Origin of the sequence: Marinicrinis lubricantis (assembly GCF_042658665.1) — a bacterium.
Lineage (GTDB): Bacteria > Bacillota > Bacilli > Paenibacillales > KCTC-33676 > Marinicrinis > Marinicrinis lubricantis.
Window position 1 is genome coordinate 91,754 of record NZ_JBHSQV010000036.1, and the last position, 13,382, is coordinate 105,135.

Here is a 13,382-nt window from a genome sequence, read left to right on the forward strand (position 1 = left end):
TTTTGTGTACCTCCGCTGCCTTCATCTTTCATCAAGACTTTCAATCATTGAAAGCACCTTTGACAAAATTGGACAACGTGTGTTTTTAACACCGTCAAATAATATACCATAACTGAAATCGTGTTGCAATAGAGACCTGGGTTTCCTTCGACAAAAAGGAAACAACACCTCAGATCGACGAAATTCGCCTTAACGAGGTGTTGTTATAGTTTCGATAATCTCATCCATGCTTGGCTGTCCCGTAAACTCAAATACACCGACCTGCAAATTATCCGTTAGTTTTTCATTAATCATTTCTTGTAGAAAGGCGGCTTTATCGGTAATGAGCCCCATGGCAAGCAGCAGCTCGGAAACCTGTGTTGTGCTCATCATGTAGGAAATATAAAAAGAGTGAATGATCTCTTTTTCCGGTTGAACGGGTTCCCTTTCATCGAGCGCAGCTTGGATTCTCTCCTGCAGCTGCGTTTCGCTGTACCATGTCTCGTTCATGGGATACAGCTTGTACCCCTGTCTCTCCGCTTCTGATTTCAAAGCATTCTCCGTCATTTCTGTCACGTCGGCGATCGGTGTATCTTTCATGCTTTGCGCCGACTGCATGAAGAAGATAAGTACCGCGGCCAAGAACATTCCGATGCCGAGCCCACGAAGAAACCACTTATTTTTGAACACGGTTTAGCTTCTCCTCTCTTGCGAGTGTCACGATGAGCTGCGCTTCCCCTTTATGAATGCCGAATTTTTTGGAGATGTGCTCCAGAGACTTCCCTTGTTCATACAGTTCCAATAAGTCCTTGTATCTTGTCGCAATAGAAGACTCATCTTCCTTTGATGAGCCGGATTCGGACGGCACCGCCTTTGGAGCATCCGCGTCTTTATCCCTTACAGGAACAACTGTGCTCTGCCTGCTCTTCCAATCTTCGAGCTTTAGCTGCTGTTCATGCAGCATTTCCTTCATCTCGAGCCGAACCGACTGCTGCACCGCATTCAGCTGTTGCTCCATCATCTCTACTTTGCCTCGAAGCGTGTGAATTTGATCCTCATATTGCTGTTTCATTTGAGCAACCTGTTCCATTACTTTTTCGTTGCCGGCTTCAAGCTCCATGGAGAACTGCTCCAATGTCGTTTCCATTTCTTTAAGCCACCCGCCGTTTGGTCCCATATCATTTCGTTTGGGCTGCATCCACGAAAACAACACAATGACTGCCCCCAATATCGCAATCAGCTGCCATGCTTCCATTTTATAACTCCTTTATCACACCTGAATCCGAAGCTCATCTTAAGGCTGCGCCCTGCGCAAACTTATTACAGTTTCGTTTATAATGTGTAATCAATATGATGTCCTTTATGCGGATGTTTCCATGTCTCCGAGGAAGACTCCTTTTTATTTTTCCTGTGATGCTGCGGATCTGATGGGTTCTTTTGATGCTGTGCATCTCTAAGATCAGATTCAGCGGATTCATCCGCCTTCGACGCTCTCTTCCTCGCTGTCGACTCTTCCTGTATCGTGGCCGCTGCAAGCATTTGCTGTTCAGTTACTGGACGATCCATTTGATTTTTTTGTTGAATCCCCGCTTCTGCCGTACGAGGAAGAGCCACTTGTAATTCTACCGGCTTCAAGTTCATCCTTGGTACCTCCCGCGTTTTCTTTAATCGCGTCCACCTGAACCAAACGGAATGAAGCTCTATCTTGAACTTGTGCTGATTTCGCCGTCTCGAATATGAAACTTGATGTACTTAATCGGGTCTTTTATAAACTTGATCATTCGCCCAATCACCAGCTTGGAACCGCCGTAAATCGTTGACATGACCTCAATGTATGCGTCTCCAGAATCCTCCAGCGCTTTTTCAATTTCGAGCATTCGTTCGCGAATATGCTCTAATTCTTCGTTTGTCTGTTTGCGAGTATTGCTTAATTTGACTCGGAGCGCAAGCTTATCCTTATCGATCTGTCCTGTTGCTGCCATTTGATCCAGCAGTTTTAGAGCTTTATCCGTCTTGTCCAAATTATCCATAGACTCCGTCATTTTCCCTTTCAATTCCAACAGCTCATTGCGAAGCTCAGGCAGAACACCAACTTCTAGTACAGTTGCTGTAGACATCGTATTTCCGATTGTTCTAGCTTGGATATATTCTCCGGCTTGAATGTGGCCGCCGACGATAAGGCCCTTGCTGCCATTGCATACGACTGCCTTTCCCGCACGAATCTGAGAATGCATGATGCTCTGATTGACGATCACATTCTTGCCTGCTTTCACATTGGCATCCTGTATGAAAGAGCTTTTCACGTTCTGAGCAGCAATGACATGACCTTTATTATGGCCTAGAATGCCCGCTGAAATTTCAATCGATCCGCCGGCCTCAATCTCTGCTCCCTCAACTCCGCCGACAATACGAATATCCCCAGCCGCACTAATTTTAAATCCAGTCAACACATTGCCCCGCACGACGACATTACCGACAAAATCAATATTTCCTACACTGTAATCGACATCCCCGTTCACTTCGTATACAGGAAATACGTTCATTTTCTCATCCTCTGTATAAGTGAACAATCCATCAATCGCTGCGTACATCGTCGTATTGCCCGGATCACAAACGACATTTTTTCCAATTTTAAACCGTGCTTCTGTACCAGGCTTTGCTGGAATATCTTCGCCGCCAATCGTTTTTCCGGGAATCCCTTCTTTCGCTTCAACTCGGCTTGCGATCGGCTGCCCCTTTTTCACGTTATTCAGACGCTTAATTTCTTTCAGGTCGACGCTGCCATCACCCGCATCCTTCGGTGAGGATCCACTCTGATTAGGTAGAATTAGATGAATAAAGCCATTCTCACCTTGAACAGGGGGCTGACCTGCTGCAATTTGTATTTTGGTTGCAAAATATTGTTCAGGCTGCTTGGCGATTTTGGATAAAACATCATGATAAACGCCAAAGCGAACCCCGTGCTTTTGTACAAATGCTTCCAGCTCTTCCGTCGAAAAAGTTATGTCTTCTTCATCTGCGGGACGAAAGGATAAGTAAGCTGCCAGCTTATCACTGGATATGTCGATCTGAATGATACGATCCAATACGCTGCTCATCGATTACTTCATCCCCTTCAATAAAACTTGCTTTAAATTAGACCTCGTTCATCAGCTGCTCTTTATTTCTCTGTAAAGCGCCTCTCAATCTTAAAATCGCCTTGGAATGAAGTTGAGAAATACGTGACGGCGTAAGCGACATCACCTCAGCAATTTCACTTAAAGACAGGTCTTCATAGTACAGCAAAGTAACGACGATTCTCTCTTTTTCCGTTAAACGTTCAATCGCTCTAGCGAGAGATTCCTTCAAATAAACATCGTGGATCGTAGAAACCGGATTTTTCGCCGACTCATCCATAAGCAGCGCCATCCGAGTTTCTGCTTCCTCTTCCTTGATCGGTTCTTCCAAGGAATATAAAGTCGTTACCGCCACTTCCTGCAGCATCTGATCCAACTCTTTTTTATTTATCTGCAAATAGGAACTGACTTCGTCGTCCGATACAGATCTTAAATATTGCTGCTCCAAGGTTTGGTAAGCTTCCTCCAGCTTTTTTGCTTTTTCCCTCACGGAACGAGGTACCCAATCCCCTTGCCGCAGCCCATCTATAATTGAACCTCTAATTCTCCATGAGGCATAAGTTTCAAATTGCAAATTACGGCTTAAATCAAATTTTTCAACAGCATCGATTAATCCCATGATCCCATGACTCGTCAGATCATCTTTTGAAACATTTCCCGGTAACCCGATAGCTAAACGGTTGACAACATAATCTACTAAAGGCAAATGCTTTTCAATTAACGCCTTTTTGGCTTCCGAATTATGATCTTGCTTCCACTCTATCCACAGCTGCTGTTCGGATTTGCGATCGAATTGTTTGACCGCTCTCATCGGTTTCACCATCCTTATTGATCAGAAAGATGACGAATGGCCTTGGCCATTTCCTCAGGGCTTCGTTCTTCTTTCGTTTTGAAACGAGGGAATTGTATAGGTTCAAAACCTTGCTCCCCTTCACTGCCGGCAGCATGTTCCGCATCAGCTTCTGGCATGACCCAATCTTCAGGTGTGGACAGATCGACCTGTTGGCCCACACCTTCTTCTTGGACAGCATTCTCAGAACTCACCGTGGCTTCCTTCACAATTTTTTCAATGAGACTCAGCACAACGACTCCCGAGATAAAAAAGATGACAAAACAAATGAATGAACGGATAAATGCCGTCCCCATCGGATTATTCATGCTTGAAAACAAGTACGTGCAAACAAATCCAACAATCGCTAAAATATAGCTGATTTGTAATTTCCGTTTCATTTTAAATTTCCTTTATGCCTTTATTTACACTCTTCACGGTCAGCATTCCCGTATCGTTAGAGATTTCAATCGTACGACCATAATTCCCGCCCGTATCTTCGGATCGGATCGGGATGTGCAGCTGCGCAAGAATTTCCTTACAGCTATCAACGTTTCTTGGACCGATTTTCATCATGTCATTCCCTGTGTTGAATGAGAACATTTGAGCACCTCCGGCCAGCTTTGCTTCAAGCCTTCCCTTGTTCGCTCCGAGCTGCAGCATTCGGTCTATAAGCTCTGGTATGGCAGTGTCCGCGTATTTCGCTTTATTCAACTGGCCTTCCCGTGCAATGCTAGAGCTGGGAAGCATAATATGGGCAAGACCCGCTACCTTGTGCAGGGGGTCAAACAAAGTGAGGCCGACACATGAGCCCAATCCGGTTGTACGAAGAATTCGATCCTCGTTCGTGGCATTCAGGTCGGCCATCCCAACCTTAATCAATTGCAACTCTGTCATTCATGAGGCACTCCCAATGCAGAAAATATTTTTTCGAACGATTCCGGATCAGGAATGAGAAAAAAGTGACCTTCTACCCGGTCCGTACCATCATAGAATGAAGTGTCGATCAGCACGGCATGCTCGCCCATCGCTCCAAATTGCATGATGCCGTAGCTTAGTATCGCCCCTGCCATATCAATGGTCATGGAAGGGACTGTCGGCGACATGTCCAATTGGGTAAAATCTGCCAGTGAAGAAAGATATGAACCGGCAAGGATATTGCCAATCTCTTGGATTGCTGAAATCTGAATTTCATTCAGATCAAACCAATCTTCATCGGAAGGGATATGTTCCAATCCTACCATTTTAGAGAGAAGACTCAAGGCCGAGTCTCTGCTTAACAAAAAGAACAGATTTCCCGGCGCGTCCCCTATAACTCTAAGAAATACAGCAATAACAACCTCTTCAGCTCCGCCTACACTCTCCGGTATTTCCTCAAATTCTACTATCCTTACTTGAGGGACTTTCATATCTACCGGCTTGTCCAGTAATTTGGACAATGCGGTCGCGGCATGACCAGCGCCAATATTTCCTACTTCCCTCAAGACATCGAACTTTAAATCATCCAATTGATTAAAAAGCGACACGATTTCTACTCCTCGATTTTCTCAAGCTGAATGATTTCATCTTTATTCAAAACTTGATCTAAGTTAAGCATGATCAGCAGCTTGCCATTGTCCAGTTTTGCCACTCCACGAAGATACTTGGCTCTGATGCCGCCAACGACTTCAGGTGCGGCTTCAATCTTGTCACTGCTCACATCGATGACATCGTTCGCAGAATCAACAATTAAACCAACTTGAATATCGTTCACCTGAACGATGATGATGCGTGTGCTGTCCGTATATTCCGCCTCAGGCAGCTGAAACCGGCCTCTTAGGTCGATTACTGGAACGACAACGCCTCTTAAATTGATAACTCCTTTGATAAAATCAGGTGTCTTAGGAACTCGAGTGAGCGGTGTCATTCTTTCAATCGTTTGTACCTTGTCTACCTCTACCCCATATTCTTCTTCGCCAAGAGCAAACACGATGACCTTTAATTCTAATTCTTCCGCCATCTTGATAACCTCCTTATTGTCACAATGCGTTAATAGAACCATCCATTTCTATGATCAAAACCACAATATAATAGGAAAGATTGTTTCGTAGATGAAAGGCGCTATTTAATCAATGTCGTCGGATCGATGATCAATGCCACTTGACCGTCACCGAGTATCGTTGCACCGGATACCGCAAACGTCTGATTTAAATAGTTTCCGAGTGATTTCAAGACGATTTCTTGTTGGCCAATAAACTCACTCACAATCAATGCTGCATGCTTCTCAGCTTTCTTCACGATGACTAGATTCATTTCTGCTGACTCAGAAGACTCCGGAGGACAATCCAGCACGTCCGCGAGTGAAATGACTGGAATCACGCCGTTTCTGTAATCCAGCATTGCCTGCCCGTGAACATACTTCAACTGCTGTCTACTCACAAGTGCCGTTTCTACGATAGAAGACAGCGGAATCGCATATTTTTCTTGGCCTAATCGGATAAGCATCGCTGTGATGATCGATAAAGTAAGCGGAAGCTGAATCGTAAATTTACTTCCTTTATTCGGTACCGAATCCACCTCAACGTGCCCGCCCAAGGACTGAATCTTTGATTTAACGACATCTAGACCAACGCCGCGTCCAGATATATCGGTAATCTTATCCGCTGTACTGAAACCGGAAGCAAATAAAAGCTGGAACACTTCGTTGTCTGACATTTTTCCTGCTTGTTCTTCGGTGACAACACCGTTCTTCAAAGCCGTTTTCAATACTTTTTCTCTAATGATGCCTCGGCCGTCATCTTCGATTTCAATGAAAACATGATTTCCGCTGTGGTACGCTCTCAAATGCACCGTACCAATCTCAGATTTGCCCACCTTAACCCGATCCTCAATCGGTTCAACACCGTGATCGACAGAGTTGCGAAGAAGATGAACGAGCGGATCACCGATTTCATCAACGACCGTACGGTCAAGCTCTGTATCCGCGCCGGAAATCACCAGATCGATCTTTTTGCCCAGCGTCTTGGCAATATCCCTAATCATTCTAGGAAAACGATTGAATACCGTATCGACAGGCACCATTCTCAGCTTCAGTACTAAGTTTTGGAGCTCAGAACTGATGCGAGTCATGTGTTCCACGGTTTCAGTCAAATCCGAACGTCTGATTTCGTCCGCAAGCGATTCCAGACGAACACGGTCAATTAACATTTCACTGAACAAATTCATGAGCTGATCCAAGCGCTCAATATCGACCCGAATGGTACGAGCAATCTGTCCTGCAGCCTTTGGCGCTGCTTGCTTGCTGCCTGCTTCACCATCAGCCTTCTTTGTTTCCAATTTTGGGGCTTCGGCAACCGCTGCTGCAGCGGCTTGTTTTTGAGCTGATGCAATTTCATCCAGTGCTTGAACTTGAAGCTGCTCCACCGTGACCGTTTCAATTTCCGAAATGTTCTCAATTGTGCTTTGCAGAGAACTTACGTCCAATTGACTTATGTAATACAAAGAAAATTGGCGCCCGAACTTGTCCTGTTCAATATCCTCCGCCGGCGGCGAGGAAATGACCACTTCACCGTTTTGTTCCAATGCTTCAAACACCATGTAGGCTCGAACCGCTTTGAGCATACAGTCTTCACGAATCGATACCGAAATACGATATATCGAATGACCCGCTTCCGCGGATTGTTTTAATATGGAAAGCTGAAATTCATCCAATATGGGCCCACTGTCTGACGCAGCAGTCTGCTGATTATCTTGCGGAACGTCCCCTTTGACAATCGCTTTAAGCAGGCCGACCACTTCAGTCACATCCGCTTTGCCCGTGCCTCCCTGAATGATGTCCTCAACCATCTTTTCAAGATGATCCAAGCTCTTGAACATCACATCAAAAATGTGCTCGTTCATTTTTAATTGATCGTTGCGAACCATGTCCAAGACATTTTCGGTCTCATGGGTTAACGAAGCCAAATCTTCGAACCCCATCGTTGCCGACATCCCCTTCAAGGTATGAGCAGAACGAAAAATAGTCTGAACGATCGACAAATCCTCTGGATTGCTCTCTAGACTCAACAGGTTTTCATTCATCGCCTGAAGATGTTCCTTGGATTCGTCGATAAACATGGATAAGTACTGATTCACTTCCATATGTTTGCACCTCCTTAAATAATGGGTCAGGCTTTATGCGGTTAACATCTTAGCTGTCAACCGCCTGAAAAACTTCCAACATCTTGGACATCACCCTTTGGAGCGGAAGAACATGATCAACAACTCCAAGCTCAACGGCTGATCTGGGCATCCCATAGACAACACAGGTCTCCTTGGATTCTGCGAAAGTAACCGCTGAACCCTCACTTTTAATCGCCTGCATTCCGCGAGCACCGTCACTGCCCATCCCTGTTAACAGCAGAACGTATTTTTTCAGTTCATGCAGAGTGGCAATCGATTCAAACAAGCGGTCAACGGATGGCCTGTGCCCCATCATCGGCTCTTCTTGCGACAAAGTAATTTGATAGTCTGTTCCTTTTCTTTTCACCTTCATATGGTATCCACCGGGAGCAATATAAGCTGTACCTGGCTTCAGCATTTCCTCGTGCTCAGCCTCTTTCACATGAATGCTGCAGATCGAGTCCAGCCGCTGCGCTAAAGACAAGGTGAACTTCGGCGGCATATGCTGCACGATGACGATCGGCGAAGGAAACCCTTGAGGGACTTCAGATAGAACATGCTGAAGGGCTCTGGGACCACCTGTTGAAGTGCCAATTGCAACCAACTGATGAAAACGATCTCCCGACTTCTTCGGAAATATTGGAGGCTTTGGACTTATAGAAACAGCCGGTGGCATGGCTATGTTCTGGCGGCTGTTTACGGCAATCTTCAGCTTCTCCAAAAGATTTGAACTTACTTTATGAATGTCCAAGGATATCGCACCTGAAGGCTTTTGAATAAAATCGATCGCTCCTGCTTGCAGAGCTTGAATGGTAACCTCTGTACCCTCCGCTGTTTCACTGCTAAGCATGATCACAGGGGTCGGCTGCACCTTCATGATTTGACGCAGCGCTTCCAGACCATCCATAAGCGGCATGTGCACATCCATTGTAATCGCATCGGGGCTGTGCACTTTCACCAGCTCAACTGCTTCTTGGCCATTTTTTGCCTTACATACGACTTCAAACAGCGGATCGCTGCTTATCATGTCAGATATCATTTTTCTCATGAACGCTGAATCATCTACGACCATGATTTTATACCGTTTCATCACATATCACCCCTATGAAGCTTAAATCTGGATGTTAGCCATCATTTCATGAAGCGTATCATTTTGGTCAGAAAGCCTTTTAGACCCGTCTGCTCGCCATTCATCGTGCTGCCGCTAATAAATTGTTTGGCTATACGCTGTATATCCCGAGAAGCTGAGCAGGACGGATGTTCGATCAAAAAGGGAACCTGTTTCTTAACTGATTTAGACACGTGGCTGTCATCGGAAACATAACCGACGGTCTCAATATCAATACCTAAGAAGCGTTTAGCGACAAAGCTGATTTTGTCCGAAGTCGCTTTTCCTTCCTCCCAATCCGACACCCGATTAATGACTAATTTAAACTGAACGTTGTGATGATCCATTTGCTGCACCATTTTAATGATGGCATAGGCATCGGTAATCGAAGTCGGTTCCGGTGTCGTTACGACAAAGGTCTGTTCGGCGGAAACGATAAACTTTAAGGTCTCTTTTGACAAACCCGCACCCGTATCGAACAAAATAAAATCGACCACTCCGCTTAACTGGCTTACTTGTTCTACAAAATATTCCAGCTGCTCATCGGTTAATGACAGTAAATCATTGAACCCTGAGCCGCCGGCAACGAGCTGCAAGCCGCCTGGTCCTTGATGAATAATTTCATGGATCGTTTTTTCTTTCTTCAGCAAATGATACAGATGGTATTGCGGCGACATCCCCATCAATACATCCAAATTGGCTAAACCGATATCTGCATCAAAGATCACAACCTTATAGCCTTGAGACTGAAGTGCAAGGGCAAAATTGAGCGTGAAGTTTGATTTACCGACGCCGCCCTTACCGCTTGTCACCGTGATTACTCTGGTTTGTTTCGCTTGACCGTCTACCGCCGACGCTTTCACCAAATTTCTTAATGCCTGGGCCTGATCAACCATGGCCATCTTCCCCCAACAGTAGTTCTAAGATGTCGTTCTGTTGCATGCATTCGATATCTTGAGGGACGTTTTGTCCATTCGTTATATAAGACAATTTGAGCGGGAACTCATAGGCTATATTCAGAATCGCACCATACGTTTCGGTTTCATCCAGCTTCGTGAATAACACCTTATCCAGCTTAAATTTCGAGAAATTCTTCGTAATCAATTTCATGTCAGCGTATTTAGCAGCCAAGCTCAGCACAAGATACGTTTCACTGCTCTCATGTGATGAAAGCAAACTGTTTAATTCCGATACAAACATTTCATTGCGGTAGTTTCTTCCAGCCGTATCCATAAAAATTAGGTCGCAATCCTCGAGCTTTTGGAAGGCCTTGATTAATTCCTGCGGTGAAAAAACGACTTCCAAAGGAACATTCAAAATATTGGCATAGGTCCTCAGCTGCTCCACCGCAGAAATCCGGTAAGTGTCAGAGGTGATAAAGCCCACCTTTTTATTTTGCTTCAACACCTGCTCAGCAGCTAGTTTGGCAATCGTGGTGGTCTTGCCGACACCGGTTGGTCCAACAAAATTGACGATTCTGGCATGTTCGTTTAGTCCCTCAAACCTCTCCTCCGGAAGAATGTTTTGCATCACGCTGCGAATGAAAGGAACGGCTTCTGAAGCGACTTCTGCTGCTTGACCCGCAGCAGACTTATTTGCGTCCATTGCCTGTTCCATAATCGAGTCGACAATCTCACGCATTACCCCGTGTTGAAGCAGCAATTCTTTGTAAGTCTGAAACCCTTCAGGCAGTGACGGAGTTCCCTCTGTCTGTAGATGGTTTAACTTCTTCAACATTTCCTTCAACTGCTTCAATTCATCCCATATATGTTCACCCATCGGTTCAGAAGAGGATGGACGGTTCGTGGACGACCTTTCATACGTTGGCTGATACCTGGTGGATGCCGAAACCCTTTCCGACCTAGCCGTCATTACCGGCGGGATGATGGGTGCCTGTTCTATAGCACTCTCTACTTCCGGCTTCAGTACATTGGTCTGGGCTGACTTCAATGCTTCAGTAAAGCTGTCCAGATTAGCGGCGGTCGTTACCGGCGTAGGCTTCTCGTTCGAATCCAGCGCGGCAATGACTTCGATTTTCTTTTTGCGAAATAAACCTAAAAAGCCGCCAACTTTGATTTCCTTCGTATTAATAATGACAGCATCCTTACCTAGATCGGCCCGTATTTTATGCAAGGCATCTGGCATGGTGTCTACCAAATAGCGCTTTACTCTCATATGTTCACCACCCCAATACTTTGTACCTCAACGTTGGATTCCAGTTCATTGTAAGACAATACCGGGATATCCGGCATGACTCTTTCCATGAGACCCCGCAAATACATGCGAACCGTAGGAGATGCCAAAACGATTGGCTGTTGGCCGATCTGCAGCAGCTTTTGCAGTTCGTCATTCATTTTGCGAATAATGGATTGACTGGTCATCGGATCTAAAGCAAGATAAGAGCCTTGATCGGTCTGTTGAACCGCTTCAGCAATTTTCTTCTCCACAGCGGGGCTGATCGTGACCACCCGGAGCACCTCTTCATTACCGACAAATTGATGTGTAATTTGCCTCGACAAGGCTTGTCTAACATATTCCGTTAAAATATCGTGATCCTTCGTGTAGGTTCCATAGTCCGCCAGCGTTTCGAAAATCGTGACCAAGTCTCTGATCGATATCTTTTCCTTCAAAAGGCGGACAAGTACTTTTTGAACGTCACCAATCGACAAAATATTCGGAATCAATTCGTCAACCAAAGCAGGAGAGCTTTCCTTCAAATGATCGACCAGCATTTTCGTCTCCTGTCTGCCCACGAGTTCATAAGCATGACGCTTGATCATTTCCGTAAGATGAGTGGCAACCACGGACGGAGGGTCGACGATCGTATAACCGGACATTTCAGCTCTCTCCTTCATTGCTTCGTCGATCCACAATGCAGGCAGTCCGAAAGCAGGCTCTGTCGTTTCGATTCCAGTAATAGTATCATCATCTAGTCCTGAACTCATCGCCAAATAGTGATTAAGTAATAATTCACCATGCGCGATCGTATTTCCTTTAATTTTAATGACATATTCATTCGGTTTTAGTTGAATATTGTCGCGAATACGGATCACAGGAACCACAAGTCCTAGTTCCAAAGCACATTGTCTGCGGATCATAATAATCCGGTCTAACAAGTCTCCTCCCTGCTGAGCATCAGCCAAAGGAATGAGCCCGTATCCGAACTCAAATTCAATAGGATCAACCTGCAGCAGATTTACTACACTCTCTGGGCTGCGAACCTCCTCAATTTCCTGTTCCTCTACCATTTGACTGGCTTCAGCCTGCTGTTTATTCATCGTTTTCTGGATACGATAAGAAGCGAAAACGAGAATAGCGGCAATCGGTAATGTCGTCACAGGACCAATTGGGGTAAAAAGACCCAATACCGTTATCGTTCCGGCGACGATGTAAAGCAGTTTAGGATAGCTGAGCAGCTGTGAAGAGATATCCTCCGCAAAATTACCGTCAGATGCCGAGCGTGTCACAATAATACCAGCAGCCGTAGAAATAAGCAGTGCAGGAATTTGGCTGACTAATCCGTCCCCGATCGTTAAAATGGAGTATTTGGAAATCGCCTCGTTGAAGGACAATCCTTCGCTCGCCATCCCGATCGCAAATCCGCCGATCAAGTTTATGAGCAGGATAATGATCCCCGCAATGGCGTCTCCTTTAACGAATTTACTCGCACCGTCCATCGCTCCATAAAAGTCGGCTTCCTTCTCAATTTTTTCCCGTCTTTCCTTAGCCTGCTGTTCGTTGATCAATCCAGCATTTAAATCAGCATCAATACTCATTTGCTTCCCTGGCATCGCATCCAATGTAAAACGTGCCGCGACTTCTGCAACCCGTTCCGATCCTTTGGTAATGACCAGGAACTGCACAATGACGAGAATCAAAAATACGACAAACCCGACAGCTAATTCGCCGCCGGCGACGAAGCTCCCGAACGTGGTAATGACGTCCCCTGCATGGCCTTCGGATAAAATCAATCTTGTTGAGGAAACATTAAGTGCCAGACGGAACAAGGTGGTTACCAATAAAATCGCAGGGAAAATAGAAAACTGTAATGCATCCTGCGTATTCATAGCTAGCAACAGGATCGTTAAGGCTAACGAGATATTGATGATTAGAAGGACATCCAGCAGTATTGTCGGCAGCGGCAATACCATCATTAATACGATGCCTATGATGCCAATTAATATTAGCAGATCTCTTGGTTTCACCCTTT

General features: G+C 45.4%; 14 protein-coding genes. All 14 read right to left on the reverse strand.

The window, feature by feature from the left end; all coding sequences use genetic code 11:
* Positions 1-189: 189 nt before the first annotated feature.
* The 14 genes from ACFPXP_RS07205 to flhA all read right to left on the reverse strand — a co-directional run bounded on the left by ACFPXP_RS07205 (position 190) and on the right by flhA (position 13,377).
* The gene (locus ACFPXP_RS07205) at positions 190-669 is read right to left on the reverse strand and encodes a hypothetical protein (RefSeq protein WP_379893548.1); all 480 of its coding nucleotides are present in this window, start codon (positions 667-669) and stop codon (positions 190-192) included.
* Positions 656-1,234, reverse strand: coding sequence for a DUF6115 domain-containing protein (locus tag ACFPXP_RS07210; protein ID WP_379893549.1), 579 nt, complete (start codon positions 1,232-1,234; stop codon positions 656-658). The genes ACFPXP_RS07205 and ACFPXP_RS07210 overlap by 14 nt, the downstream gene beginning before the upstream one ends.
* A 77-nt stretch (positions 1,235-1,311) precedes the next feature.
* Complete coding sequence (locus tag ACFPXP_RS07215; RefSeq protein ID WP_379893550.1) at positions 1,312-1,620, reverse strand: hypothetical protein; 309 nt, start codon at positions 1,618-1,620, stop codon at positions 1,312-1,314.
* A gap of 59 nt (positions 1,621-1,679) precedes the next feature.
* Positions 1,680-3,077, reverse strand: a complete 1,398-nt coding sequence (locus ACFPXP_RS07220; protein WP_379893551.1) for a DUF342 domain-containing protein — start codon at positions 3,075-3,077, stop codon at positions 1,680-1,682.
* Positions 3,078-3,114: 37 nt separating this feature from the next.
* Positions 3,115-3,906, reverse strand: a complete 792-nt coding sequence (locus ACFPXP_RS07225) for a FliA/WhiG family RNA polymerase sigma factor (RefSeq protein WP_379893552.1) — start codon at positions 3,904-3,906, stop codon at positions 3,115-3,117.
* Positions 3,907-3,920: 14 nt separating this feature from the next.
* Positions 3,921-4,325 carry a hypothetical protein gene (locus tag ACFPXP_RS07230; RefSeq protein WP_379893554.1) on the reverse strand — a complete coding sequence of 135 codons (405 nt, stop codon included), beginning with the start codon at positions 4,323-4,325 and terminating at the stop codon, positions 3,921-3,923.
* A 1-nt stretch (position 4,326) separates the two neighbouring features.
* Positions 4,327-4,821 carry a chemotaxis protein CheD gene (locus tag ACFPXP_RS07235; protein WP_379893555.1) on the reverse strand — a complete coding sequence of 165 codons (495 nt, stop codon included), beginning with the start codon at positions 4,819-4,821 and terminating at the stop codon, positions 4,327-4,329.
* Complete coding sequence (locus ACFPXP_RS07240) at positions 4,818-5,450, reverse strand: chemotaxis protein CheC (RefSeq protein WP_379893557.1); 633 nt, start codon at positions 5,448-5,450, stop codon at positions 4,818-4,820. The genes ACFPXP_RS07235 and ACFPXP_RS07240 overlap by 4 nt, the downstream gene beginning before the upstream one ends.
* A 5-nt stretch (positions 5,451-5,455) precedes the next feature.
* The gene (locus ACFPXP_RS07245; RefSeq protein ID WP_379893558.1) at positions 5,456-5,923 is read right to left on the reverse strand and encodes a chemotaxis protein CheW; all 468 of its coding nucleotides are present in this window, start codon (positions 5,921-5,923) and stop codon (positions 5,456-5,458) included.
* 101 nt (positions 5,924-6,024) lie between these two features.
* Positions 6,025-8,043, reverse strand: coding sequence for a chemotaxis protein CheW (locus tag ACFPXP_RS07250; RefSeq protein WP_379893559.1), 2,019 nt, complete (start codon positions 8,041-8,043; stop codon positions 6,025-6,027).
* Positions 8,044-8,092: 49 nt separating this feature from the next.
* Positions 8,093-9,154 carry a protein-glutamate methylesterase/protein-glutamine glutaminase gene (locus tag ACFPXP_RS07255; RefSeq protein WP_379893560.1) on the reverse strand — a complete coding sequence of 354 codons (1,062 nt, stop codon included), beginning with the start codon at positions 9,152-9,154 and terminating at the stop codon, positions 8,093-8,095.
* A gap of 41 nt (positions 9,155-9,195) precedes the next feature.
* Positions 9,196-10,068, reverse strand: coding sequence for a MinD/ParA family protein (locus ACFPXP_RS07260; RefSeq protein ID WP_379893561.1), 873 nt, complete (start codon positions 10,066-10,068; stop codon positions 9,196-9,198).
* The gene (gene flhF / locus ACFPXP_RS07265) at positions 10,061-11,347 is read right to left on the reverse strand and encodes a flagellar biosynthesis protein FlhF (RefSeq protein ID WP_379893562.1); all 1,287 of its coding nucleotides are present in this window, start codon (positions 11,345-11,347) and stop codon (positions 10,061-10,063) included. The genes ACFPXP_RS07260 and flhF overlap by 8 nt, the downstream gene beginning before the upstream one ends.
* A complete protein-coding gene (gene flhA, locus ACFPXP_RS07270) occupies positions 11,344-13,377 on the reverse strand; it encodes a flagellar biosynthesis protein FlhA (RefSeq protein WP_379893563.1) in 2,034 nt (677 codons plus the stop codon). Before flhA ends, flhF begins: the two co-directional genes overlap by 4 nt.
* Between the last annotated feature and the right edge of the window lie 5 nt (positions 13,378-13,382).